We start from the raw sequence: 24,085 nt of genomic DNA, 5'->3' as shown, positions 1-24,085 counted from the left end.
AGGATGGGGATTTATTTATGTTTTATTACACCGGCGGCAGGTCAAACAGCAGAATTTCGCTTTCGCTGTCGGCATGCACGGAGATCGCCTGCTCATCCCAGATAGCCAGACCATCGGCGGTTGTCGCTTTGGTGCCGTTGATGGACACGTCGCCTTTAACCACCTGGATCCAGACGCGGCGGTTAGCGGCAATCTGATGCACGGACTGTTCATCTTTCGCCAGCGCCCAGCGGTACAGCTCCATATCCTGATGCACTTTCAGGGAACCTTCACGCGCATCCGGGGAGAGCACCAGCTGTTTACCCTGTTTGGCGTCGAAGCGGCGCTGCTCGTAGCGCGGCGTGATGCCGGTCTCTTCTGGAATGATCCAGATTTGATACAGGTGCAGTTTTTCCGTTTTGCTTGGGTTGTACTCGGAGTGACGCACCCCGGTACCCGCGCTCATAATCTGGAACTCGCCCGCCGGAACCTGCTCTTTGTTGCCCATGCTGTCCTGGTGCTCAACCGCGCCTTCCAGCACATAGGTCAGGATTTCCATGTCTTTGTGCGGGTGGGTACCAAAGCCCTGGCCTGCATCAATCACGTCGTCGTTAATCACGCGCAGTGCGGAGAAGCCCATGAAGTTCGGGTCGTAGTAGTCGGCAAACGAGAATGAATGCCATGAGTCCAGCCAGCCATGATTCGCGTGACCACGTTCGTTTGCTTTGCGTAAGTAGATCATTGTTTCACCCTCAGTTCGTTTCGATGGAGTAAGTGTGGACGCAAACGGCCTGGGATCATAGGGGGTGAAAATTGACTCCTCTGTTCAAAAATTGTGAACAAGTGCAGAGGAGCCGTTTTTGCTTATTTCGCGAGGGTTACCGTGGCAGGAGAAGCCTGTTCGAAGGCCCGTTCAAGGATTTCGAGGTTGGTCAGAACGTCAGATTCCTTGACGTAATTCGCCGTGCCGTTTGTGAGAGTCTCAAACAGCGCATCATAGACGCGGCCATAGTCGCCGGTTTCCGGCTTCAGCGTTTCTTTGACCGTTACGCCTTCGTCGTTCACATACTCCAGCACGCCCACGGAATCGTCCGCGGCAAAGCCTGGCTCACCCGGCATGATATTGGCCTTCAGGCTGGTCTCCTGCTGGTCAATGCCGAATTTGATAAACGAACCTTTAGTGCCGTGAACGATAAATTTCGGGTAGTCGATTTTCACCAGATGGCTGGTTTTGACGATGGCCTTCAGGTCACCGTAGAACAGCTGGGCTTCGAAGGTATCGTCCGGGTTGGCTTTGTTGCGCAGGCTGCGAATGTCATACGCCACGTGGTCCGGGCGGCCAAACAGGGAGATGATCTGGTCCATGGTATGCACCCCCAGACCATAGAACGAACCATCCTGCGGCAGTCCGGGTTGCGTTTCCGCCACCGGACGGTAGTAATCGAAGTGGCTTTCTATCTCCACAATGTCGCCGAGCTTGCCGCTTTCAATCGCTTTTTTTGCCGTCAGGAAGCAGCTGTCAAAGCGACGGTTCTGATACGGCGTGACGGTCAACCCTTTACTTTTCGCCAGCGCGAACAGCGCTTTCGCTTCGGCGATGGTCGGGGTGAACGGCTTTTCTACCAGCACGTTTTTGCCCGCTTCCAGCGCGCGTTTCGCATAGTCAAAATGGCTGTCGGCGTGGGTGCAGACAATCACCAGCGTGACCTGCGGATCGTTAAGCACCTCATCGAGATCGCTGGTGAAGTGGATGTGGGAATACTGAGGAGATTGCTCTTCCGGCTTCGCGCGGCGGCGGTAGATATGGGCCACATGCCAGGTATCTTTACGGTTGAGGACATACGGCAGGTGATAGCGGGTGGTGCTTTTGCCAAATCCAATAAATGCACAGTGTAGTGTCATGGCTCAGTCCTTTTGGAAGGTTACTGAGTCTAACCATAACAAAAAAAAAGCCAGCTAAAAGCTGGCTAAAGTAATACTGGAAGCAATGTGAGCAATGTCGTGCTTTCAGGTTCCCGTAGCAGTCTTCCTGAATGCAGAGCAATAATAATCATTCTCATTCGCACTTGTCCAATACTTTTTGCAAAAAATAGCGGTTGACTCAAATTTTAAAGTCATTGATGTTGGAAGGGACGTTTAACTGACTGAGGAACAAGGAATGAGTGAGATAGTGATACGCCACATCGAACCCAGCGATGCAGAAGCTTTACGTGACATCATGTCGCATCCTGATGTGTATCACGACACGCTACAGCTCCCTCATCCTTCTATGGAAATATGGCACGAACGCGTTGCGACAAAACCAGGCCGGCGCCATCTCGTTGCCTGTCTGGACCAGCGCGTTATCGGGCATATGGCGCTGGACGTGATGGAAAACCCGCGTCGCAGCCATGTTGCCACATTCGGCATCAGCGTGGCTGCGGATATGCAGGGACGCGGCGTAGGCCGCAGGCTCATGAGCGAGATGATCAACCTGTGTGACAACTGGTTGCGCATTGAACGTATCGAACTGACGGTCTTTGCCGATAACCCCGCGGCTGTTGCCCTCTATAAAAATTTTGGTTTTGAAATCGAAGGGACCGGCAAGAAATTTGCCCTGCGCAACGGCGAACATGTGGACGCGTATTATATGGCGAGAATGAAGTAGTGATTTGCCGGGTGGCGGCTTCGCCTTACCCGGCCTACGTTCGTGCAGTTGTAGGCCCGGTAAGCGCAGCGCCACCGGGCAATACATCAATACCCCGCCGTCAAATCATCCACCGAACGCGGGTCTGATGCGCCAAACAGCGCTCCGTCCGGCCCCACCATAATGCTCTGGGTGCTGCCCATCGCCTCCTTCACCGCCACCTTCTGCCCACGCTGCTCAAGCAGTTTAATGGTGTCCGGGCTAAAGCCCTTCTCGACGCGCAGCTCGTCCGGCAGCCACTGGTGGTGGAAACGCGGGGCGTTAGTCGCTTCGGCGACGTTCATCCCAAAGTCGATGCTGTTCACCACCATCTGCAATACGGTGGTGATAATCCGGCTGCCGCCCGGGCTACCGGTTACCAGCCAGGTTTTGCCCTCTTTCACCACGATGGTGGGCGACATGGACGACAGCGGACGTTTCTTCGGCCCTACCGCGTTCGCATCGCCGCCGACCAGCCCGTAGACGTTCGGCACGCCCGGCTTGGCAGAGAAGTCATCCATCTCGTTGTTCAGCAGAATGCCGCTGTTGCCCGCCACAATCCCGGTTCCGAAGGTGGTGTTGAGCGTATAGGTCACCGCCACCGCGTTACCGTCTTTATCCACCACCGAGAAGTGGGTGGTCTGGTTGCTTTCATACGGCGCCAGCTTGCCGGGACGGATCTCGCTCGACGGCTTAGCCTTGTTGATGTCGATCTGATCGGCAATAGATTTGGCATACGCTTTGTTGGTCAGCGCCTGCCACGGCACCTTCACGAAGTCCGGGTCGCCGAGATATTCCGAGCGGTCAGCGTAGGCGCGTTTTTCCGCCTCCGCCATTATCTGCATGGCATCCGCGCTGCCGAAGCCGAACTTGTGCATATCGAAGTTTTCAAGAATGTTGAGGATCTGCACGATGTGAATGCCCCCGGAAGACGGCGGCGGCATGGAGAAGACCTCGTACCCGCGGTAGGTGCCGCTAATCGGCTCGCGCTCCACCGCCCTGTAGTCCGCCAGATCCGCTTTGGTGATGAGCCCGCCGTTCTTCTGCATCTCTTGTGCAATCTGGTCGGCAATCGCCCCTTTGTAGAAAGCGTCCGGACCGTGCTCCGCAATCAGCTCCAGGCTTTTGGCGAGATTCTTCTGCACCAGCTTATCGCCCTTCTTCAGCGGTTCACCGTCTTTCCAGAAGATCGCCTTACTGTTTTCGTGATTCGGAATGACTTCGCTGCCGTAGGTTTTGAGGTCGTCTTCCAGGGCGTCATTCACCACAAAGCCCTCCCGCGCCAGCTTGATAGCAGGCTGCACCACCTTGTTCAGCGGCATCGTGCCGTATTTTTCCAGCGCCAGCGAGAAGCCCGCAACGGTGCCCGGCGTGCCGGAGGCCAGGTGCGAGGTCAGGGATTTTTTACTGTCCGGGTTGCCCTGGTCATCGAGGAACATGTCCCGTGACGCCTGAGAAGGCGCCATTTCACGGAAGTCGATGGCGGTGGTTTTCCCGTCTTTGGTGCGCAGCATCATAAAGCCGCCGCCGCCCAGGTTCCCCGCCTGCGGGTGCGTCACCGCCAGCGCATAGCCGACGGCGACCGCCGCATCCACCGCGTTACCGCCCTGCCTGAGAATATCGACGCCCACGCGGGTCGCCAGCGCATCCACCGACGCCACCATGCCGTGGGTTGCCCGCACGGGATGAAAGACATCTTCCTCCACGCCGTAAGAGACCGGAGGCGCCGCGGGCGGGTTGGCCGCCACGCTAAATGTACCGCCTGCCATCAGCGCGGCGAGGGCGACCCAGCGCAAAAACGTTGGTTTCATCATTATTGTTCTCCAGGTGAAGGGATCCATATTCCCCGCTTAAGCCTGGTTCACAACTCCTAAAAAATCATCGTCATGGTGAAATCAGGGTAAACTTAAGAGAGACCTCAAAAGGAGGAAATGACAATGAAACGCTTATTGATTCTTACGGCGCTGATCCCGTTTGCCGCGCTCGCACAGCCACTCAATACGATGAATAACCCGAACCAGCCGGGTTACGTTATCCCGAGCCAGCAGCGTATGCAGACCGAGATGATGAGCCAGCAACAGCAGCAAAAAGGGATGCTGAATCAGCAGCTGAGAACGCAGACCCAGATGCAGCAGCAAAGCCTGCAAAATCAGATGAACGCCAACACCCAGCGCGTGCAGCAGGGGCAGGTGCGCGAGCAGCCGCTGCCGAACAGAAACGGCGGAATGTTAGGTGGAATGACTTCGTCAGGCAGCGGACAGCAGCATATGCTGCCGCCGCAGTCGAATGGCAGTATGCTTAATCCGCAGAACTAAAGTCCGGGCCAATCAGGTCAATCGCATCGGTACAGATGCTGTCCACGCCCCAGCGCAGCAGTTCGGCCGCACGCTGGGGTTTGTTGACGGTGTAAACCAGAATATGCAGTCCCGCGTCTTTCAGCATCTTCACCCGCGCCTCATCCAGCAGCTTGTGATTAAGATGAATAGAGACACACGCTAAGCGCGTCGTCAGCTCGCGCCAGTCCTCGCGCCACTCGTCCAGCAGCAGCCCGCGCGGCAGCTCCGGCACGGCCGCCTGTGCCGCCTCCAGGGCGTCAATTTCAAACGAGGAGAGCAGCGGCGCGGTCATCCCTTCCCACAGCTCGCGCGCGGCAAGGGCAATCACTTTGCCGGTCAGCGGCCCGGTGCCGGAGGTCGGTTTGATTTCGATATTGGCCATCATGCCGTGCTGGCGACAGCGATCGGCCACTTCCGCCAGCAGCGGCAGCGGTTCGCCTTTGAATTCGCCGCTGTACCAGCTTCCGGCGTCGACTTTCAGCAAATCGCGCCACGGCAGCTCGCCCGCCACGCCCCAGCCGTTGCTGGTGCGTTCGAGGTTATCGTCATGCAGCAGGAAAATCTCGCCGTCTTTCGACAGCTTGGCGTCGAACTCGATCATGGTGTGGCCGTAACGCGCGCCAACATCAATCGCCGCCAGGGTGTTCTCCGGCGCCAGTTTACCGCCGCCGCGGTGGGCGACGACGTGGGGATAAGGCCAGTTGCTCATACTCGTTGTCCTGTTTCACCGTCAAAAAGGTGCAGATGATTTTCCGGCAGGTGCAGCCACAGCGTGCTGCCCGCTTTCGGGCGCTCCTGATGCGCCAGACGCACCACCATCTTTTGCTCGCCCCAGCGCCCGTGCGCCAGGTTATCTGCACCCAACATCTCCAGCGTGTCCATCACCAGCGGCACGCCGCCTTCCGCCTGAGAGGTTAAACCGATATGTTCCGGGCGGATACCGAGCGTCATCTTACGCCCGGCGTAGCCACGATAGTACCAGTTGATCGGCAATGCCATCCCGCTTTCCAGCTCAAAGTGCGTGCCCGTGCTGCTGATGCGCCCTTCGAGCAGGTTCATCGCCGGGCTGCCGATAAAGCTCGCCACAAAGCGGGTGGCCGGTTTCTCGTAGACTTCCACGGGGGTACCAATCTGCTCGGCAACGCCTTTGTTCATCACCATCACGCGCTGGGCGAGGGTCATGGCCTCAACCTGATCGTGGGTGACGTACAGTGACGTGGTTTTCAGACGACGGTGCAGCTGCTGCAGCTCAAGACGCATCTGCACGCGCAGCTTGGCGTCGAGGTTAGAGAGCGGCTCGTCGAAGAGGAATACCGCCGGATCGCGCACGATGGCGCGCCCCATCGCCACGCGCTGGCGTTGGCCGCCGGAGAGTTCGCGCGGGCGGCGCTTGAGCAGGCCGTCCAGCTCCAGAATACGCGCCGCTTCTTTCACGCGCTCCTCAATATGGCCTTTGCCCATGCCGCGGATTTTCAGCCCCCAGGCCATGTTCTCCTCCACGCTCATGTGCGGGTAGAGGGCGTAGTTCTGGAACACCATCGCGATGCCCCTGTCTTTCGGCTCCATCTCGGTGACGCGCTGGCGGTCAATCCAGATATCCCCGGACGTCACGCGCTCCAGCCCCGCCACCATGCGCAGCAGCGTAGATTTGCCGCAGCCGGACGGGCCGACCATCACGATAAACTCCCCGTCCGCCACGTCGAGCGTGAGCGGCTGAATCACCTGGGTTTTGCCGTCCCAGCTTTTGGTTACTGCCTGAAGTTTTAAACCTGCCATCTTATTTCTCGCTATCGACCAGGCCGCGGACAAACGCGCGCTGCATGGCTAAAACAATGACTACGGGTGGGATTAGGGTGAGCAGCATCGCCGCCATCACCTGGTTCCAGAGGGTGGTGCCTTCGCCGGTGGCAATCATGCCTTTGATGCCCGCCACGGCGGTGCCGAGATTGACGTCCTGAATAATCAGCAGCGGCCACAGGTACTGGTTCCAGCCGTAGATAAAGGTGATCACAAACAGCGCCGCAAGGTTGGTTTTCGACAGCGGCAGCACGATGTCACGGAAGAAGCGCATCGGCGAGGCGCCGTCGATGCGCGCGGCTTCAATCAGCTCGTCCGGCAGGGTCATAAAGAACTGGCGGAACAGGAAGGTGGCGGTCGCCGAGGCCATCAGCGGCAGGGTGAGGCCCGCGTAGCTGTCGAGCATCTTCAGGTTGGCGATCACTTCCACCGTCGGGAAGATACGCACCTCCACCGGCAGCATCAGGGTAATGAAGATCATCCAGAAGAAGAGGTTGCGCAGCGGAAAGCGGAACCAGACGATGGCGAAGGCCGAGAGCATCGACACCGTAATTTTGCCGACCGTAATGCCGAACGCCATGATGAAGCTGTTGAGCATCATCAGCCAGAACGGCGCGCTGTTGGCGCCCACGCCCTGGGTCCAGATGGTCTTCATGTTCTCGAACAGATGCGTGCCTGGGATCAGCGTCATCGGCGTGTCGAACACCGCTTTGGTGTCCAGCGTGGCGGCGACAAAGGCCACGTACAGTGGAAACAGGATGACGATGATCCCCAGAATCAGCATGGTGTGGCTGAAAATCGTCAGCCCGCGACGGTTCTCAATCATTGGTAGCGCACCTTACTTTCAACATAGCGGAACTGCACCACCGTGAGGATGATGACGAGGAACATCAGCACCACCGACTGCGCGGCGGAGGCCGAGAGATCCAGCCCGGCGAAGCCTTCGCGGTAGATCTTATAGATAAGCGTGGTGGTCGCCTGCACCGGACCGCCTGCGGTGGCCGCATCGATCACCGGGAAGGTGTCGAAGAAGGCGTACACGAGGTTAACCACCAGCAGGAAGAAGCTCACCGGGGCGATCAGCGGCAGCGACAGCCTGAAGAAGCGACGAATCGGCCCTGCGCCGTCAATCGCGGCGGCCTCCACCAGCGAACGCGGGATGGACTGCAGCGCGGCAAAGAAGAACAGGAAGTTGTAGCTGATCTGCTTCCACACCGAGGCGAACACCACCAGGAACATGGCCTGGCCGCTGTTCTGGGCGTGGTTCCAGTCGTAGCCGAACTCTGCCAGGAAATGGGTAATCAGCCCGCGCCCCGGGTTAAACAGGAAGATCCACAGCACAGCGGCGACGGCGGGCGCCACGGCGTACGGCAGCAGCATCAGGGTCTGATACAGGCGGCTGCCGCGCACCACATAGTCCACCAGCGCGGCGAAAAACAGCGAGGCAACAAGGCCGCTGACGGTGACCAGCGCGCTGAACCTGATCGTCGTCCAGAAGGCGTCCAGGTAGTAGCTGTCATGGAACAACGCGGTAAAGTTGTCCAGCCCGACAAACTGGCTGGAGAGCCCAAACGGATCGACGCTTTGTACCGAGTACCACAGCGCTTCGCCCGCAGGCCAGATAAAGAAGATAACGGTGATGACCAGCTGAGGCGCGACCAGCAGGTACGGCAGCCAGCGGGAACGGAACACCGGACGGGATGATGACATTGAGATTGGGTTCCTGAGCAATGCCGGGTGGCGGCTACGCCTTACCCGGCCTACAAATATTTCTCCCTCTCCCCGTTGGAGAGGGTTGGGGTGAGGGCATCAGCCCGCACGATCCCCGTAGGCCCGGATCGCTACGCGTCACCGGGCGAATCACGGATTACGATTTCGTCGACTGCTCAAAGCGGCGCAGCAGCTGATTCCCGCGCTCTACCGCGGAATCCAGCGCCTGCTGTGGCGTTTTCTTCCCGGTCCAGACGCTTTCCAGCTCTTCATCCACGATGGTGCGGATCTGCGGCATGTTGCCCAGGCGCAGGCCTTTGGTGAACGGCAACGGCGGCTTGTTCAGCATCTGACGCGTCGCGATATCCGCGCCCGGGTTCTTGCTGTAGAAGCCCTGCTCGCGGGTCAGGTCATACGCGGCTTTGGTGATCGGCAGGTAGCCGGTCTTCTGGTGCCATTCGGCGGCGTTTTCCGGCTTCGCCAGGAAGTCGAGGAACTCGGCCACGCCTTTGTAGGTGCCCTTGTCTTTACCCTGCATCACCCACAGGCTCGCCCCGCCGATGATGGCGTTCTGCGGCGCGCCCTTCACGTCGGCATCGTACGGCATCATGCCCACGCCGTAGTTGAATTTGGCGTAGTGACGGATATCCGCCAGCGAGCCGGACGAGGCGGTGGTAATGGCGCAGTCGCCGTTATAGAACTTCTCGGTGGATTCGTCTTTACGCCCGAAGTAGCTGAAGTCGCCCTTCTTGTTCAGTGCTTCCAGCAGCGCGATGTGCTTCACCTGCTCCGGCTTGTTAAACTCCAGTACCGCGTCGGTGCCGTCGAAGCCGTTGTTTTTGGTCGCCACCGGCAGGCCGTGCCAGGCGCTGAAGTTTTCGATCTGGATCCAGCCCTGCCAGCCGCTGGCGTAGCCGCACTTCATTCCCGCCGCTTTCAGCTTCGCGGTGTATTCGGCCAGGTCCTGCCAGGTTTTTGGCGGCTGCTCCGGGTCTAAACCGGCTTTCTTGAAGGCGTCTTTGTTGTAGTACAGCACCGGCGTGGAGCTGTTAAACGGCTGAGACAGCAGATGTCCGGTTTTGGAATCGGTGTAGTAACCCGCTACGGTTGGCACGAACTGGGATTCATCGAAGTTAATACCCGCTTCTTTGAACACTTCATAGACCGGCTTGATGGCTTTGGAGGCCATCATGGTGGCGGTGCCCACTTCATAAACCTGTAACAGTGCAGGCGCGTTGCCGGTACGGAAGGCGGCGATGCCCGCGCTCAGGCTCTGCTCGTAGTTGCCTTTGTACACCGGCACAATTTTGTAATCCGGATGGGTGTCGTTGAAACGCTGCGCCAGGGAGTCAACTTCTTTACCCAACTCCCCTTCCATGGAATGCCAGAACGGAATGGTCGTCACAGCCATTGCATTCGTCGCAAAAGCCAGACCCAGTGCCAGACCCAAAGCTGTGTGTCGTAACGATGTCATTGTCATCTCTCTTATTGTGCCGGATGCGCGATATCACGCGTTTTATGCTCGCGAGGTAACATGACATGCTCGAATGACAGAAAAATAACTGTTTGTTTACAGATAAGTGACAGCAAAGGGTCAGGGGGATGATGGTTGTGTGAAGGGGTGTAGTGGTTAAAAAAGCCGGGTGGCGGCTACGCCTTACCCGGCCTGGTCGATCCCTGTAGGCCCGGTAAGCGCAGCGCCACCGGGCGATACAGACGGCTCAGCCGCCCAGGTAAGCGCTCCGCACCGCTTCGTTCGCCAGCAGCGCGTCGCCGGTGTCTTCCAGCACCACGCGGCCGTTCTCCAGCACGTAGCCACGGTCAGCCAGCTTCAGCGCCTGGTTGGCGTTCTGCTCAACGAGGAAGATGGTCATCCCCTCTTTACGCAGCTGCTCAATGGTGTCGAAAATCTGCTGGATGATGATCGGCGCCAGGCCGAGCGACGGCTCATCCAGCAGCAGCAGGCGCGGCTGGCTCATCAGCGCGCGGCCGATCGCCAGCATCTGCTGTTCACCGCCTGACATGGTGCCTGCACGCTGGATGCGACGCTCCCACAGGCGCGGGAAGAGTTCGTACACCCACTTGATGCGGGTCTGGTATTCATCGCGGTGGGCGAAGAAGCCGCCCATCGCCAGGTTCTCTTCCACCGTCATACGCGAGAACACGCGACGCCCTTCCGGAACAATCGCCACCGCCTCGCGCATGATTCTGGCGGTCTGCCAGTCGGTAATGTCTTTGCCGTCAAACACAATCCGCCCGCTGGTGGCGCGCGGGTCACCGCACAGGGTGCCGAGCAGCGTGGTCTTACCCGCGCCGTTGGCGCCAATCAGGGTGACGATTTCACCCTGGTTGATATGCAGGCTGACGTCGTGCAGCGCCTGGATCTTGCCGTAGTGCGCATTGACCTTGTCGAACGTTAACATCGCTTTTTCCATCTTATGCCTCACCCAGGTATGCGCGGATCACGTCCGGGTTGTTGCGGATCTCTTCCGGCGTGCCGTTTGCCAGCGGCGTACCCTGGTTAACCACGTAGATACGGTCGGAAATGCCCATCACCAGCTTCATGTCATGCTCAATCAGCAGAATGGTGGTGTCGTGGTGATCGCGCAGTTCGGCAATCAGCTCGTCCAGCTCTTTGGTCTCTTTCGGGTTGAGGCCCGCCGCCGGTTCGTCGAGCATCAGGATTTCCGGCTGCGTCACCATGCAGCGCACAATCTCCAGGCGACGCTGGTCGCCGTAGGCCAGGTTGCTCGCCTGACGGTTGGCGTGCTGCAGCAGGCCAATTCGGTCGAGCCAGGTGGCGGCGCGATCGAGCGCTTCATCCTGCGCGCGGCGGAAGGCCGGGGTTTTCAGCAGGCCGGAGAACAGCCCGGTTTTCAGCTGCTGATGCTGCGCCACCAGCAGGTTCTCAATCACCGTCATCTCGCGGAACAGACGCACGTGCTGGAAGGTACGCACCACGCCCATGCGGGCAATCTGCTGGCCCGGCAGCCCTTCAAGATGCTTATCGCGCAGCATGATGGTGCCGCCCGTCGGCTTGTAGAAGCCGGTCAGGCAGTTAAAGACCGTGGTTTTCCCCGCGCCGTTCGGGCCAATCAGGGAGACAATCTCTTTCTTGTGCAAATCCAGATTCACGTTGTTGACCGCCAGCAGGCCGCCAAAACGCATCATCAGACCGTTAACGGATAATAATGGCTGACTCATGCCTGCTCTCCTTTCGCTTGCCCGTTCTTCAGCTTCAGCTGTGGACGGGTCATCGGCAGCAAGCCCTGCGGACGCCAGATCATCATCAGCACCATCAAACCACCCAGCATTAACATGCTGTATTCGTTAAAGTCGCGCATCAGCTCGCGCGAGACCACCAGCAGGATGGCCGCGAGGATAACGGCAAACTGCGAGCCCATCCCGCCCAGCACCACAATCGCCAGCACAAAGGCGGATTCGGCAAAGGTGAACGATTCCGGGCTGACGAAGCCCTGACGCGCGGCAAACAGCGTCCCGGCGAAACCGGCAAACGCGGCGCTGATGGTAAACGCGGTCAGCTTGATGCGGGTCGGGTTCAGGCCCAGGGAGCGGCAGGCGATCTCATCTTCGCGCAGCGCTTCCCACGCGCGGCCCAGCGGCATGCGCAGCAGGCGGTTAATCACGAACAGGGTGATGACCACCAGCAGCAGCGCCACCAGATAGAGCCAGATGACGCGGTCGGACGGGTCATACTTCACGCCGAAGAAGTTACTGAAGGTGTCCCAGCCGCCTTCGCGGGCGGTGCGGCTGAACTCCAGGCCGAAGAAGGTTGGTTTCGGGATCTGGCTGATGCCGTTCGGGCCGCCGGTCACTTCGGTGTTGTTCAGCAGCAGGATACGGACGATTTCACCGAAGCCTAAGGTCACAATCGCCAGGTAGTCACCGCGCAGGCGCAGCACCGGGAAACCGAGCAGGAAGCCTGCGGCGGCAGAGACCAGCCCTGCCAGCGGCAGGCAGGTCCAGAAGCCGAGCCCGTAATAGTGGTTCAGCAGCGCGAAGGTGTAGGCGCCGATGGCGTAGAAGCCGCCGTAGCCCAGCACCAGCAGGCCTGAGAGCCCCACCACCACGTTCAGACCGAGACCGAGGATCACGTAGATCATGGTCAGGGTAGCGATATCCACGGTTCCACGAGACACCACGAACGGCCACGCCACGGCAGCCACCAGCAGCGCCACGAGGAACAGCTTCTGCTTAACGGTAGACCCGTCGATGGCCGGCAGGACGAATTTCGGCCCGGAGACGTTTTTCAGCGACTTCTGGAACAGCGGACGCAGCAGCTGGAACAGGAACACCACGGCGGTACCGATAAACACCCACTGCCAGCGGATGTCGGGGGCGGTATCCACCACCAGTTTGGTGCCATTCAGCTCAAGCTGGACGCCCATAAAGACGCCCGCCAGCACGAAGAACATGGCGGCAGAGAGCAGCGCCATTGCAAAATGCATCGGTTTCATACTTTCTCTACCTCCGGACGGCCCAGAATACCGGTAGGCATGACCAGCAGAACCAGAATCAGCAGGGCAAACGACACCACGTCTTTATATTCCGTGCTCAGGTACGCCGAAGAGAGCGCTTCCGCCACGCCCAGGATCAGGCCGCCAATCATCGCGCCCGGAATACTGCCGATACCGCCCAGCACCGCCGCGGTAAAAGCTTTCATCCCGGCCATAAAGCCGATGTACGGGTTGATCACGCCGTAGAACTGGCCGAGCAGCACGCCCGCTACCGCCGCCATCGCGGCGCCAATCACGAAGGTCAGGGCAATCACGCGGTCGGTGTTGATGCCGAGCAGGCTCGCCATCTTCAGGTCTTCTGCGCACGCGCGGCAGGCGCGTCCCATCCGCGAGTAGCGGATGAACAGCGTCAGGGCCAGCATCGCAATAAAGGTCACGACCCAGATAACCAGCTGCATGGTGGTGATAGAGGCCGCGAAGTTTTCGCTGGCTCCCACAATCCACTGGCCGTTAAACAGGCTTGGCAGCGCCACGTCGCGCGAGCCTTCGGTCAGGCTGACGTAGTTTTGCAGGAAGATCGACATCCCGATGGCGGAAATCAGTGCAATCAGACGCTTGGAGCTGCGCACCGGCCGGTAGGCCACGCGCTCGATGCTCCAGCCGTAGGCGCTGGCAATCACAATCGCGCCGACAAACCCGGCGGCGACCAACAGCCAGCTGCTGTCGATGCCCATCATCATCAGGGCGGCGATAATCATAAAGGAGACATAGCTACCGATCATGTAGACCTCGCCGTGGGCGAAGTTGATCATGCCGATAATGCCGTAAACCATCGTATAGCCGATGGCGATCAGCGCGTAGGTGCTTCCCAGCGTGACGCCGTTAAACATCTGCTGCAGGAAATAGAGAAACTGCTCGGACATATGCAAACCTTTTTATACCCGCCCGTCATGCCGGGCGGTGGGATAATTATTTGGCGGCCGAAGACGAACCGTCGGCGTGCCACTTAAAGACACCAAACTCAAATCCCTTCAGATCGCCTTTCTCATCCCAGTTCAGCGGCCCAATCACGGTGTTCGCCCCGTGTGCTTTTAAATCTTTCACCAGATCCAGCGGTTCTTTGCTGCCGGTACGATCCAGCGCGGTGGCCAGAGACTGCACGGCGGCGTAGGTGATCCAGACGTACGGACCACTCGGATCTTTCTTCTGCGCCTTGAGCGCATCCACGATAGCCTTGTTGGCCGGATCCTGGTCATAGCGTTTTGGCATCGTCACCAGCATGCCTTCGGCAGAATCCCCGGCGATGTTGGACAGGGAAGCATTGCCCACACCCTCTGGCCCCATAAACTGGGTCTTCAGACCGGTGGCGCGCGCCTGACGCAGCATCTGCCCCATCTCCGGGTAGTAGCCGCCGTAGTAAACAAAGTCGATATTCTCTTTTTGCAGACGGGCGATCAGCGCGGAGAAGTCTTTCTCACCGGCGGTAATGCCGTCGAAGAAGACGATGTTCGCGCCGCCTTTTTTCAGGCCGTCCTGAACGGAGCGCGCCAGGCCTTCGCCGTACTGCTGCTTGTCATGAATAATGGCGATACGCTGCGGCTTGACGGTTTCAAGGATGTATTTGGCGGCGGTAGGCCCCTGAGAGGAGTCCAGACCGGCGGTGCGCATGATGTGCTGGTAGCCGCGCTGGGTCAGCTCAGGGTTAGTGGCGCCAGGGGTGATCATCAGAATGCCTTCATCTTCGTAGATGTCAGACGCGGGCTGGGTGGACGATGAGCACAGGTGGCCGATCACATACTGGATGCCATCGTTGACGATTTTGTTGGCGACCGCGACGGCCTGTTTCGGATCGCAGGCGTCGTCATACTCCACGCCCACCAGCTTGTCGCCCTTGATGCCGCCCTTAGCGTTGATGTCTTTGATGGCCTGGCGCGCACCGTTGAACTCCATGTCACCCCACTGGGCAACAGGGCCGGACATCGCACCCACTACCGCAACTTTTATGTCTTCCGCCATGGCGGCATGCGAGATCGACAGTGCGACCATCCCCGCGATTAACGTCTTCGCGTTCCTTTTCATCTCTGAATCCCCATTCGTGATGTCGTGTTTATATTTTGTTTTATTATGGTTAAAAAGCATTCTGTACTTTTAATGAACAACGCTATTTTTACCAGTGCCTTTAATGGTTTAGCGCAGGTTTTTGTCAAAAACCAGACTAAAATCTCTATTTTTCAGGCGATTAAGCAAAGATAATATTCTGAAATCAGGCAGAGATAAACAAATAAAAGTGCAGTTTGCAGCATAAAATAACGGTACAAAGCGCCGAATAAATCACTGCCATTCAGGTTAAAATCCTGCTTATTTTTCGATCCATGTGTTTTCAAACTGCCCAACGCGCTGCCAAAAAACTAATCACCTGGCAAACGGCGATAAAAAGAGGAAGCCGCTGAGCGAATAAATTGAGTACACTGCCCCTACTCAATTTGATTTGGACAAGCAGCTAATGAAACTGACAATCGTGCGTCTGGTGACCTTTAGCGACCAGGATCATATCGACCTGGGCAAGATCTGGCCGGAATATTCCCCTTCGTCGCTGGCCGTCGACGAAAATCACCGTATCTATGCCGCGCGCTTTAACGAGCGTCTTCTGGCCGCCGTTCGCGTAACGCTGAGCGGCACGGAAGGGGCGCTGGACTCGCTGCGCGTGCGTGACGTGACCCGCCGTCGCGGCGTGGGGCAGTATTTAATTGAAGAAGTGCTCCGCGAAAACCCGGGCGTCACCTCATGGTGGATGGCCGACGTGGGCGTGGAAGACCGCGGCGTCATGGCGGCGTTTATGCAGGCGTTAGGGTTTACGGCGCAGGAGAGCGGGTGGGAGAAGCGCTAAAAGAAAGCCGGGTGGCGGCTGCGCCTTGCCCGGCCTACAATTTCTACCGCATTTTCTCAAGCATTTCGTGTTGCAGGAAGGCGGCAAGTTATGAAATCCCCGGGAGCTTACATAAGTAAGCGACCGGGGTTGAATAACGCAGCCAACGCACCTGCGGCGCGAAAGGCGACGGGAAAATTATTTGGCGTCTGTCGCCGTGCCGTTCGCATGCCAGTCAAACACGCCGAACTCGAAGCCCTTCAGGTCGCCTTTCGTGTCCCAGGAGAGAGGCCCCATAACGGTTTCGACGGTGTTCGCTTTCAGCCAGGTGGCAATCTCAGCCGGATCGGCTGACTGGTTCAGGCCCGCCTGCAGCGACTGCAGCGCCGCGTAGGTGGTCCAGACGAACGCGCCGCTTGGATCCTGTTTCTTCGCCTTGATGGCATCTACGATAGGTTTGTTCGCAGGGACCTGGTCGTAGTTCTTCGGTTTGGTCACCAGCAGGCCTTCGGCGGATTCACCCGCGATGTTAGACAGAGAAACGTTCGCCACGCCTTCCGGGCCCATGAACTGGGTTTTCAGGCCGGCCGCGCGCGCCTGGCGCAGGATCTGGCCCATTTCCGGGTGGTAGCCGCCGTAGTAAACAAAGTCGATATTCTCTTTCTTCAGACGCGCAACCAGCGTGGAGAAATCTTTCTCACCGGCGGTGATCCCGTCGAAGAACACCACGTCGGCATTGGCTTTCTTAAGGTTGTCCTGCACTGAACGCGCCAGACCTTCACCGTACTGCTGCTTGTCATGAACAATGGCAATGCGTTTCGGCTTCACTTTTTCAACGATGTATTTCGCCGCGGTCGGGCCCTGGTCAGAGTCCAGACCGGTGGTGCGCAGGGTCAGCTTGTAGCCGCGTGCGGTCAGCTCTGGCGCGGTCGCCGCCGGGGTGATCATCAGGATACCTTCGTCTTCGTAGATGTCAGACGCCGGCTGAGTAGAAGAAGAGCACAGGTGACCGATAACGTATTTGATCCCGTCGTTCACCACTTTGTTCGCGACCGCGACCGCCTGTTTCGGGTCACAGGCATCATCATATTTTACGATCTGCAGTTTTTCGCCCTTGATACCGCCCTTAGCGTTAATGTCTGCAACCGCCTGTTCTGCGCCAGTAAACTCCTGGTCGCCGTACTGCGCTACCGGACCGGACATGGCGCCAACCACAGCCACTTTGATGTCTGCCTGCGCCATGGTGCTGAATGCCAACGCGATACATCCTGCCAGTAACGCTTTACCCTTCATGTTCATCCTGAGATTCCCCATTATTATGGTTATTACGATTGTTGTGATGTTGTTGTGCAGCGCTTTATTTCAGTTATAGGTGTGCTGTTCGCGCTTTTTCAGCATACTCTGCTAAAACATACCCCATTTTTATGATTTTGGAATAGCAAATTTGAAATGAATATATAATAAGCCCGGCAGAGAGTTCCGCCGGGCATGTGGCTTTAACGTGTCAGCGACGCGGAGATAATGTCCAGCGCTTTACGGAACTGCACTTCGGGAATCGTCAGCGGATACAGGAAACGAATGACGTTGCCGTAGACGCCGCAGCTCAGAAGCAGCAGACCTTCCTGCAATGCACGCTCCTGCACCTGGCGGGTAAATTCCGGCGAAGGCCGGCCCGTTTGCGGATCGTTAAACTCCACCGCCACCATCGAGCCCTGCGCGCGAATATCCGCGATATACGGGCAGTGTTCCTTCGCCTTGTTCAACACTTCCACCAGGTGATGGCCAAGATGCGCCGATCGCGTGCAGAGATCCTCTTCGTCAATCACGTCCAGCACGGCGTGCGCCGCCGCAATCGCCAGCGGGTTACCCGCGTAGGTACCGCCCAGCCCACCCGGCGCGGGCGCATCCATCACTTCAGCACGGCCCGACACCGCCGAGAGCGGCATCCCGCCCGCCAGGCTTTTCGCCATAGTGATCAGATCGGGCTTCACGCAGTGGTGTTCCATCGAGAACAGCTTGCCGGTGCGGGCGAAGCCGCTTTGCACCTCGTCGGCAATCAGCAAAATGCCGTGGGTATCGCACAGGGCGCGCAGCGCCTGCATAAAATCAGCCGGGGCGATGTTGAAGCCGCCCTCTCCCTGAACCGGTTCGAGAATAATCGCCGCGACCTGGTCAGGGGCAATATCCGCTTTAAAGATGCGTTCCAGGCTTTTTAACGCCTCAGCGGTGCTGACGCCGTGCAGTTCATTCGGATACTGCGCGTGATACACCGAGCCGGGGAAGGGCCCAAAGCCGAGCTTGTAAGGCGCAACCTTGCCGGTCAGCGCCATGGTCATAAAGGTGCGGCCGTGGAACGCGCCGCCGAAGGTGATAAGGCCAGGACGTCTGGTAAAGGCGCGGGCAATTTTCACCGCGTTTTCGACCGCCTCAGCCCCCGTCGAGAAGAACGCGGTTTTGGCCGGGCCGTCAATCGGCACGCGCTGATTGATGCGCTCGGCAAGCGCCACGTAGCCTTCGTACGGCACAATCTGGTAGGCCGTGTGGGTAAACGCGTGGAGTTGTTTTTCGATGGCGGAAATGACTTTAGGATGGCGATGGCCGGTATTCAGCACCGCGATCCCGGCGGCGAAGTCGATGTACTCATTGCCTTCCACGTCCCACACCGTGGCGTTTTCGGCTTTATCGGCATAGAAGTTACACATCACGCCAATGCCGCGCGGCGTCGCCTGTAACCGCCGGTCGTTCAGTTCGTTGTTTTTCACCCTGTCCCCCTGAGAAAGTCGCCTGCTTAGCGCATCAGTAAGTGTTTGCCAGGGGGAGGGAATTCGCCAGAGCGGGCGCTAAAAAAACAAAACCCCCAGACTCTCATCCAGGGGTTCTCGGTGTACTTCGCGTTAATTACGCTTCGATAGCGGCGCGAAGTTTCTTCATGGCGTTCTTTTCAAGCTGACGGACACGTTCCGCAGAGACGCCGTAGCGGTCGGCCAGCTCCTGCAGCGTGGACTTGTTGTCTTCGTCCAGCCAGCGGGCGCGGATAATATCCTGGCTACGTTCGTCGAGGCCTTCCATCGCATAGCTCAGCTTATTCGCGGCCTGATCTTCCCAGTTGTCCTCTTCGATGCCGTCAGCAAAGTTAGAGGTTTTATCCTGCAGATACAGAACCGGTGCCATCGGCTGGCTGTCAGATGCGTCGTCGTCGGAAGACATGTCAAAAGTCATGTCCTGCGCGGCCATACGGGATTCCATCTCACGCACGTCTTTGCTGGAAACACCCAGCTCGCGCGCCACCATTTCCACTTCGTCCTGATTGAACCAGCCCAGACGCTGCTTGGTTTTACGCAGGTTGAAGAACAGTTTGCGTTGCGCTTTTGTCGTGGCGACTTTCACGATACGCCAGTTGCGCAGCACGTATTCATGAATTTCTGCTTTGATCCAGTGGACGGCGAAGGAGACCAGTCGCACACCCACTTCCGGGTTAAAGCGACGCACAGCCTTCATCAGGCCGATGTTACCTTCCTGAATCAAGTCCGCCTGCGGCAGGCCATAGCCCGCATAATTACGAGCAATGTGAACAACAAAGCGCAGGTGAGACAGGATCAGCTTTTTCGCTGCTTCCAGATCGCCCTGGTAATGCAGCTTTTCAGCAAGCTCCTTTTCTTCCTCGGCCGTTAACATCGGCCAGGTGTTCGCAGCCCGGATATAAGATTCCAGGTTACCAACAGGGGCTAAAGCTAAAGTTTGCATTTCTTTGGTCATTCATTCCTCTCAGTGTTTCTTCTGGTCCAGGCTGTCCCCGTCAGGCAACAACCATGCCAAAGCGTTTGAGCAACGAGATTAGCATTCACTCTTTTATCAGACAGTGATTTTATCCACAAGTTCCAGGTGCAACGGTGAATAAATTACGCACAAAATGTGACATGGAGATGATAACAGGGGAAGAGACAACAGGGACACTTTCCCTGCAGAGCGAACATCTCGGTGCAGGGAAAGATTATATCACGCTTTTATTAGTCGGGAGTAAAGTGACGTAAATGTTGAACGGTTGCCAGCCACGCTGCCACCCACCCAATCATTGAACACACCAGCAGCAGTAAGAGACACTCATCGAACCCTAAGCCGCTGATATCAAACTTGGTTCCGAAAACCTGCGCCACTTCAGTCACGGCAGAGGAAAGCCGCATCACCAAAATTTCTGACAATATCAGTGAAAGAAATGCGCCGGAAAAACCGAGCAGTGCGCCACCGTAAAGGAACGGTCGGAGGATGAAGCCATCCGTCGCACCAATCAGTTTCTGCACGTTGATGGTATCGCGACGAGCGAAGATGCTCAGGCGTACGCTGTTGCCAATGACGAGGAAGACCGCCGCCACCATCAGCACGCCAATCATCGCCGCGACGCGGCCTACCAGCCCGGTCAAAGCAGCGAGACGCGCAAACCAGCTGTCATCCATGCGCACTTCATCAATGCCCTTAATGCGCGTGATGCGATCGCGCAGGGTGTTAAGCGAATCGGTTCCCTGGAAATCCAGCTTCGGGATCACCACCGCCACGGCGGGCAGCGGGTTCTCTTCAAGCATATCCAGCGCACCGCCAAAGCCTGACCAGTTGCGGAACTCGCCCAGCGCGTCTTCACGTGAGAGATAGTTGACCTTCTCCACGCCCTGCTCGGCCTGAATTTGCCCAACCACCTGCGCGGCCGCGTTATCGTCGAGCGCTTTATCCAGATAGACCGTGATCTGCGGAGACGGATAATACTGCGACGCCGCCTGGTTGACGTTCTTGTAAACCATGTAGCAGACGCTTGGCAGCGTCAGGGAGATGGCGATTACCATCACCGTCAGGAACGTCGCCAGCGGTTTGCTTTTCAGGTCCTGCAGCGCGCCGTGGAACGCGTAGCGCACCTGCTCGTTAAAGACGTTGGTTTTGCGGGAGGCCGGTTTTGGCGCGGCCTTCTGGCGCTTCGGCGCATTACGATTGCCGTCACCCCCGCCCTGCGGCTTACGGAAACGGTCAAACCGGTTCCCGAACTGCCGAATCTGGTTTATTGCATCACGCTTGTTCACCGTGGCCTCCGTGCAAATGCCCGTCGCTCAGGGTCAGCATGCGGTACGAACGACGGGAAATCAGCCCGATGTCGTGCGTTGCCATCAATACGGTAACCCCTACGCGGTTAAACTCCTCAAACAGACGCAAAATCCCTTCTGACAGGGCATCGTCCAGGTTACCGGTCGGTTCATCCGCCAGCAGCACGGCAGGCTTGTTCACCACCGCGCGGGCGATACCCACGCGCTGCTGTTCACCGCCGGAGAGCTGGATCGGGAAGTTCTTCGCTTTGTCCAGTAGCCCGACCTTATCCAGCGCCGCAGAGACGCGGCGGCGGATATCGTCATAGCTGGCGCCGGCAATAATCAGCGGAATGGCCACGTTATCGAAAACGGTGCGATCCATCAGCAGGTGGTGATCCTGGAAAATCATGCCGATCTGACGACGCAGGAACGGCACCTCACGGTTTTTCAGACGGCTGATCTCATGGCCGCTGAAAAAGATTTTTCCGGCGCTTGGCCGCTCGATCCCACAGATAAGCTTGAGCAGGGTACTTTTCCCCGCGCCGGAATGGCCGGTCAGGAATGCCATCTCGCCCGGCTGCAGGTGAAAGGTCACCCCCTGCAGCGCTTGTCTCCCACCGAGATAGGCCTTGCTGACGTGTTCAAAGCGAATCATTGTTAGTCCTCTCGGGCAAATAATGCCTCAATAAAGTCGTCCGCCTTAAACGGACGTAAATCCTCAATACGCTCGCCCACACCGATGTAACGGATAGGAATGCCGAACTGGTCGGCCACGGAGAAGATCACCCCGCCTTTCGCGGTGCCGTCCAGTTTGGTCAGCGTGATCCCCGTCAGTCCTACCGCTTCATGGAACAGCTTCGCCTGGCTGATGGCGTTCTGTCCGGTGCTGGCGTCAATGGTCAGCATAATTTCATGCGGTGCGTCTTCGTCCAGCTTCTTCATGACGCGAACGATCTTCTTCAGCTCTTCCATCAGGTGCGATTTGTTCTGCAAACGCCCTGCGGTATCGGCAATCAGCACGTCCACGTTGCGCGCCTTCGCCGCCTGGATAGCGTCAAAGATCACGGATGCGGAATCCGCGCCGGTATGCTGAGCAATCACCGGGATGTTGTTGCGCTGGCCCCAGACCTGCAGCTGCTCAACCGCCGCCGCACGGAAGGTGTCGCCCGCCGCCAGCATCACCGATTTGCCCTGCTGCTCGAACTGACGCGCCAGCTTGCCGATGGTAGTGGTTTTACCCACGCCGTTCACGCCGACCATCAGAATAACAAATGGCGTTTTGCCTTCAATATTAAGCGGTTCGTCAACTTTTGCGAGAATTTCACCCATCTCGTCTTTCAGCAGGCCGTACAGCGCTTCGGCGTCACGCAATTGCTTGCGGCTCGCCCCTTCGGTGAGATTAGTGATGATCTTACGGGTAGTTTCTACCCCAACGTCCGCAATCAGCAGCTGCTCTTCCAGCTCTTCAAACAGATCGTCGTCGATCTTCTTGCCGCGGAACAGACTGATAAATCCGGAACCTAAGTTTTCTTTGGTTTTAAGCAGGCTGCGCTTCAGGCGCGCGAAGAAACCTTCTTTGGTCGGTTTTTCCTGCTCCTGAACGATCTCTTCTTCGGCCTGCTCTTCTACCGGCACAACGATGACCGCTTCTTCAGCCGCTTCCGCCGCCAGCGCCTGGGCTTCCAGCTCTTCGTCGGTCAGCTCCGGCTCGAGCGCCGCTTCTTCTTCCACCGCCTCAACGATTTCAACGGTTTCCGCTTCGGCCTGCCACTCTTCGGCAGACACCGCTTCGTCTTTGACCTCTTCCGGCAGCGGAAGCTCTTCGTGTTCGATAGCGGCCTGAGGCGCTTCGATAGCGGCTTCTACGACAACCGGTTCTGGCTTCTCGCTCTCCTGAACCTGTTCAGTGACCTCAACCACCTCTTCAGCAAAGGTTTCAACCTCTTCTTTGCTGTGCGCCGTTTCTTCCGCATCGACAACCGCGGCTGTTTCTACTGGCGTTTCAGGCTGCGATGGCTCTTCAACGGCTTGTTGCTCTTCGGTTTTCTGTTCTGTTTCTTGCTCTTTTTCACCGAAGCCCAGCCAGGAAAAGAAGCCACGTTTTTTTTGTTTTGCCATCTGCGACTACACTCCTCGCGGCGCTATATACATGGAAGCTAAAAAAATGATGAAATAGTCTAACACTTTACTTAATTGACATCACCGCCCGCAATCGCAGGCCAATTGTTAACAGAGCTTTCCTGAGATGAAGAAACCCAACCGCGCCCCGGCCGGTCAAATTCGTATTATCGGCGGTCAGTGGCGAGGCCGGAAATTACCGGTGCCGGACAGCCCCGGTTTACGCCCCACTACCGACCGCGTGCGCGAGACGCTGTTTAACTGGCTGGCCCCGTCAATGGTAGACGCCCGCTGCCTGGACTGCTTCGCCGGTAGCGGCGCGCTCGGGCTGGAAGCGCTGTCGCGCTATGCTGCCAGCGCCACGCTGCTGGAGATGGAGCGCGGCGTGGCGCAGACGCTGCAGCAAAATCTGGCGACGCTGAAAGCGAGCAACGCGAAAGTGGTTAACACCAACACGCTGAGCTTCCTCGCGCAAAAGGGCACGCCGCACACCGTGGTGTTTGTCGACCCGCCGTTCCGCAAGGGGCTGCTGGAAGAGACGTTATCCCTGCTGGAGCAAAACGGCTGGCTGGCGGATGACGCATTGATTTACGTGGAAAGCGAAGTGGAAAACGGTTTGCCGCCGGTTCCCGCTCACTGGGATCTGCACCGTGAAAAAGTGGCAGGTCAGGTTGCTTATCGTCTGTATCACCGTCAGGCACAAGGAGGATCCGATGCCGGTACTGATTAATCTGGGACGTCTGCTGATGCTGGGCGTCTGGGCGTTTTTGCTGCTCAACCTGGTGCACCCGTTCCCGCGCCCGATGAATATTTTTGTTAACGTCGCGCTGATTTTCACCTCGTTCATGCACGCCCTGCAGATGGTGATGCTGAAAAACGGTCTGCCGAAAGACGGCCCGCAGATGACAGGCTGGCAGCAGCTGCGCGTGTTTATTTTCGGCGTGTTTGAGCTGCTGGTGTGGATGAAGAAGTTTAAGGCGCAGGTGAAGAAGTAAGGTGCGTTTAGTCGCCCGGTGGCGCTTCGCTTACCGGGCCTACGAAACCACGTAGGCCGGGCAAACGCAGTGCCG

General features: G+C 57.8%; 24 protein-coding genes. 5 read left to right on the top strand and 19 right to left on the bottom strand.

The window, feature by feature from the left end; genetic code table 11:
* Positions 1-25: 25 nt before the first annotated feature.
* Positions 26-721: a pirin family protein gene (locus tag ACEPLT_RS01380; protein ID WP_021242746.1), complete on the bottom strand. Its 696-nt coding sequence runs from the start codon at positions 719-721 to the stop codon at positions 26-28.
* Between the two features lie 122 nt (positions 722-843).
* Entirely contained in the window at positions 844-1,881 is a 1,038-nt protein-coding gene (locus ACEPLT_RS01375; RefSeq protein WP_232929244.1) for an oxidoreductase, read from the bottom strand.
* A 256-nt stretch (positions 1,882-2,137) separates the two neighbouring features.
* On the opposite strand from ACEPLT_RS01375, the gene yhhY reads away from it, so the two are divergent.
* Positions 2,138-2,626: an N-acetyltransferase gene (gene yhhY, locus ACEPLT_RS01370; RefSeq protein ID WP_447088321.1), complete on the top strand. Its 489-nt coding sequence runs from the start codon at positions 2,138-2,140 to the stop codon at positions 2,624-2,626.
* An 86-nt stretch (positions 2,627-2,712) separates the two neighbouring features.
* Here yhhY and ggt read toward each other — a convergent pair whose 3' ends face one another.
* Entirely contained in the window at positions 2,713-4,458 is a 1,746-nt protein-coding gene (gene ggt, locus ACEPLT_RS01365) for a gamma-glutamyltransferase (RefSeq protein ID WP_232929240.1), read from the bottom strand.
* A gap of 123 nt (positions 4,459-4,581) precedes the next feature.
* On the opposite strand from ggt, the gene ACEPLT_RS01360 reads away from it, so the two are divergent.
* Positions 4,582-4,959, top strand: coding sequence for a DUF2756 family protein (locus ACEPLT_RS01360; protein WP_008503356.1), 378 nt, complete (start codon positions 4,582-4,584; stop codon positions 4,957-4,959).
* On the opposite strand, the gene ugpQ is transcribed toward ACEPLT_RS01360, so the two are convergent.
* From ugpQ to livK, 10 genes are all read right to left on the bottom strand, one after another.
* The gene (gene ugpQ / locus ACEPLT_RS01355; protein WP_039024666.1) at positions 4,943-5,689 is read right to left on the bottom strand and encodes a glycerophosphodiester phosphodiesterase; all 747 of its coding nucleotides are present in this window, start codon (positions 5,687-5,689) and stop codon (positions 4,943-4,945) included. The genes ACEPLT_RS01360 and ugpQ overlap by 17 nt on opposite strands.
* Positions 5,686-6,756 (bottom strand): sn-glycerol-3-phosphate import ATP-binding protein UgpC, encoded by a 1,071-nt coding sequence (locus ACEPLT_RS01350; RefSeq protein ID WP_008503354.1) that lies wholly within the window; start codon positions 6,754-6,756, stop codon positions 5,686-5,688. The genes ugpQ and ACEPLT_RS01350 overlap by 4 nt, the downstream gene beginning before the upstream one ends.
* A 1-nt stretch (position 6,757) precedes the next feature.
* Complete coding sequence (ugpE, locus tag ACEPLT_RS01345; protein ID WP_013099125.1) at positions 6,758-7,603, bottom strand: sn-glycerol-3-phosphate ABC transporter permease UgpE; 846 nt, start codon at positions 7,601-7,603, stop codon at positions 6,758-6,760.
* Entirely contained in the window at positions 7,600-8,487 is an 888-nt protein-coding gene (ugpA, locus tag ACEPLT_RS01340; protein WP_008503352.1) for a sn-glycerol-3-phosphate ABC transporter permease UgpA, read from the bottom strand. Before ugpA ends, ugpE begins: the two co-directional genes overlap by 4 nt.
* A gap of 157 nt (positions 8,488-8,644) precedes the next feature.
* A complete protein-coding gene (gene ugpB, locus ACEPLT_RS01335; protein WP_023326491.1) occupies positions 8,645-9,961 on the bottom strand; it encodes a sn-glycerol-3-phosphate ABC transporter substrate-binding protein UgpB in 1,317 nt (438 codons plus the stop codon).
* 247 nt (positions 9,962-10,208) lie between these two features.
* Positions 10,209-10,922 carry a high-affinity branched-chain amino acid ABC transporter ATP-binding protein LivF gene (gene livF / locus ACEPLT_RS01330; protein WP_008500102.1) on the bottom strand — a complete coding sequence of 238 codons (714 nt, stop codon included), beginning with the start codon at positions 10,920-10,922 and terminating at the stop codon, positions 10,209-10,211.
* A 1-nt stretch (position 10,923) separates the two neighbouring features.
* On the bottom strand, positions 10,924-11,691 hold the full coding sequence (livG, locus tag ACEPLT_RS01325; protein WP_232929239.1) for a high-affinity branched-chain amino acid ABC transporter ATP-binding protein LivG: 768 nt from the start codon (positions 11,689-11,691) through the stop codon (positions 10,924-10,926).
* Positions 11,688-12,965, bottom strand: coding sequence for a branched chain amino acid ABC transporter permease LivM (gene livM, locus ACEPLT_RS01320; protein WP_008500100.1), 1,278 nt, complete (start codon positions 12,963-12,965; stop codon positions 11,688-11,690). The genes livG and livM overlap by 4 nt, the downstream gene beginning before the upstream one ends.
* A complete protein-coding gene (livH, locus tag ACEPLT_RS01315) occupies positions 12,962-13,888 on the bottom strand; it encodes a high-affinity branched-chain amino acid ABC transporter permease LivH (RefSeq protein WP_008500099.1) in 927 nt (308 codons plus the stop codon). Before livH ends, livM begins: the two co-directional genes overlap by 4 nt.
* Before the next feature lie 46 nt (positions 13,889-13,934).
* A complete protein-coding gene (gene livK / locus ACEPLT_RS01310; RefSeq protein WP_008500098.1) occupies positions 13,935-15,044 on the bottom strand; it encodes a high-affinity branched-chain amino acid ABC transporter substrate-binding protein LivK in 1,110 nt (369 codons plus the stop codon).
* A 424-nt stretch (positions 15,045-15,468) separates the two neighbouring features.
* On the opposite strand from livK, the gene panM reads away from it, so the two are divergent.
* Positions 15,469-15,852 (top strand): aspartate 1-decarboxylase autocleavage activator PanM, encoded by a 384-nt coding sequence (panM, locus tag ACEPLT_RS01305; RefSeq protein ID WP_008500097.1) that lies wholly within the window; start codon positions 15,469-15,471, stop codon positions 15,850-15,852.
* Between the two features lie 177 nt (positions 15,853-16,029).
* On the opposite strand, the gene livJ is transcribed toward panM, so the two are convergent.
* The 6 genes from livJ to ftsY all read right to left on the bottom strand — a co-directional run bounded on the left by livJ (position 16,030) and on the right by ftsY (position 23,015).
* The gene (livJ, locus tag ACEPLT_RS01300) at positions 16,030-17,130 is read right to left on the bottom strand and encodes a branched chain amino acid ABC transporter substrate-binding protein LivJ (protein WP_021242735.1); all 1,101 of its coding nucleotides are present in this window, start codon (positions 17,128-17,130) and stop codon (positions 16,030-16,032) included.
* A 197-nt stretch (positions 17,131-17,327) separates the two neighbouring features.
* A complete protein-coding gene (locus ACEPLT_RS01295; RefSeq protein ID WP_128301871.1) occupies positions 17,328-18,593 on the bottom strand; it encodes a 4-aminobutyrate--2-oxoglutarate transaminase in 1,266 nt (421 codons plus the stop codon).
* A gap of 136 nt (positions 18,594-18,729) precedes the next feature.
* A complete protein-coding gene (gene rpoH, locus ACEPLT_RS01290) occupies positions 18,730-19,587 on the bottom strand; it encodes an RNA polymerase sigma factor RpoH (protein ID WP_008500093.1) in 858 nt (285 codons plus the stop codon).
* Positions 19,588-19,838: 251 nt separating this feature from the next.
* Positions 19,839-20,894, bottom strand: a complete 1,056-nt coding sequence (gene ftsX, locus ACEPLT_RS01285) for a permease-like cell division protein FtsX (RefSeq protein WP_023326488.1) — start codon at positions 20,892-20,894, stop codon at positions 19,839-19,841.
* Positions 20,881-21,552, bottom strand: coding sequence for a cell division ATP-binding protein FtsE (ftsE, locus tag ACEPLT_RS01280; protein WP_008500091.1), 672 nt, complete (start codon positions 21,550-21,552; stop codon positions 20,881-20,883). The genes ftsX and ftsE overlap by 14 nt, the downstream gene beginning before the upstream one ends.
* 2 nt (positions 21,553-21,554) lie before the next feature.
* On the bottom strand, positions 21,555-23,015 hold the full coding sequence (gene ftsY / locus ACEPLT_RS01275) for a signal recognition particle-docking protein FtsY (protein WP_039266986.1): 1,461 nt from the start codon (positions 23,013-23,015) through the stop codon (positions 21,555-21,557).
* 127 nt (positions 23,016-23,142) lie between these two features.
* On the opposite strand from ftsY, the gene rsmD reads away from it, so the two are divergent.
* A complete protein-coding gene (gene rsmD, locus ACEPLT_RS01270) occupies positions 23,143-23,745 on the top strand; it encodes a 16S rRNA (guanine(966)-N(2))-methyltransferase (protein ID WP_008500089.1) in 603 nt (200 codons plus the stop codon).
* Positions 23,729-24,010, top strand: coding sequence for a DUF1145 family protein (locus ACEPLT_RS01265; RefSeq protein ID WP_008500088.1), 282 nt, complete (start codon positions 23,729-23,731; stop codon positions 24,008-24,010). Before rsmD ends, ACEPLT_RS01265 begins: the two co-directional genes overlap by 17 nt.
* Positions 24,011-24,085 lie beyond the last annotated feature (75 nt).

Source organism: Enterobacter sp. fkY84-1 (assembly GCF_052974705.1).
This window is presented reverse-complemented; position numbering and strand designations above follow the sequence as displayed.

Bases quoted from the DNA above. Each gene is read 5' to 3' on its own strand.
- ftsY (WP_039266986.1), bottom strand. From the start codon at position 23,015: ATGGCAAAACAAAAAAAACGTGGCTTCTTTTCCTGGCTGGGCTTCGGT.
- ftsE (WP_008500091.1), bottom strand. From the start codon at position 21,552: ATGATTCGCTTTGAACACGTCAGCAAGGCCTATCTCGGTGGGAGACAA.
- livG (WP_232929239.1), bottom strand. From the start codon at position 11,691: ATGAGTCAGCCATTATTATCCGTTAACGGTCTGATGATGCGTTTTGGC.
- panM (WP_008500097.1), top strand. From the start codon at position 15,469: ATGAAACTGACAATCGTGCGTCTGGTGACCTTTAGCGACCAGGATCAT.
- rpoH (WP_008500093.1), bottom strand. From the start codon at position 19,587: ATGACCAAAGAAATGCAAACTTTAGCTTTAGCCCCTGTTGGTAACCTG.
- ugpA (WP_008503352.1), bottom strand. From the start codon at position 8,487: ATGTCATCATCCCGTCCGGTGTTCCGTTCCCGCTGGCTGCCGTACCTG.
- ACEPLT_RS01375 (WP_232929244.1), bottom strand. From the start codon at position 1,881: ATGACACTACACTGTGCATTTATTGGATTTGGCAAAAGCACCACCCGC.
- ACEPLT_RS01380 (WP_021242746.1), bottom strand. From the start codon at position 721: ATGATCTACTTACGCAAAGCAAACGAACGTGGTCACGCGAATCATGGC.
- ACEPLT_RS01360 (WP_008503356.1), top strand. From the start codon at position 4,582: ATGAAACGCTTATTGATTCTTACGGCGCTGATCCCGTTTGCCGCGCTC.
- livH (WP_008500099.1), bottom strand. From the start codon at position 13,888: ATGTCCGAGCAGTTTCTCTATTTCCTGCAGCAGATGTTTAACGGCGTC.
- ugpB (WP_023326491.1), bottom strand. From the start codon at position 9,961: ATGACATCGTTACGACACACAGCTTTGGGTCTGGCACTGGGTCTGGCT.
- livK (WP_008500098.1), bottom strand. From the start codon at position 15,044: ATGAAAAGGAACGCGAAGACGTTAATCGCGGGGATGGTCGCACTGTCG.
- ggt (WP_232929240.1), bottom strand. From the start codon at position 4,458: ATGATGAAACCAACGTTTTTGCGCTGGGTCGCCCTCGCCGCGCTGATG.
- yhhY (WP_447088321.1), top strand. From the start codon at position 2,138: ATGAGTGAGATAGTGATACGCCACATCGAACCCAGCGATGCAGAAGCT.
- ACEPLT_RS01265 (WP_008500088.1), top strand. From the start codon at position 23,729: ATGCCGGTACTGATTAATCTGGGACGTCTGCTGATGCTGGGCGTCTGG.
- livJ (WP_021242735.1), bottom strand. From the start codon at position 17,130: ATGAACATGAAGGGTAAAGCGTTACTGGCAGGATGTATCGCGTTGGCA.
- ugpQ (WP_039024666.1), bottom strand. From the start codon at position 5,689: ATGAGCAACTGGCCTTATCCCCACGTCGTCGCCCACCGCGGCGGCGGT.
- livF (WP_008500102.1), bottom strand. From the start codon at position 10,922: ATGGAAAAAGCGATGTTAACGTTCGACAAGGTCAATGCGCACTACGGC.
- rsmD (WP_008500089.1), top strand. From the start codon at position 23,143: ATGAAGAAACCCAACCGCGCCCCGGCCGGTCAAATTCGTATTATCGGC.
- ugpE (WP_013099125.1), bottom strand. From the start codon at position 7,603: ATGATTGAGAACCGTCGCGGGCTGACGATTTTCAGCCACACCATGCTG.
- ACEPLT_RS01350 (WP_008503354.1), bottom strand. From the start codon at position 6,756: ATGGCAGGTTTAAAACTTCAGGCAGTAACCAAAAGCTGGGACGGCAAA.
- livM (WP_008500100.1), bottom strand. From the start codon at position 12,965: ATGAAACCGATGCATTTTGCAATGGCGCTGCTCTCTGCCGCCATGTTC.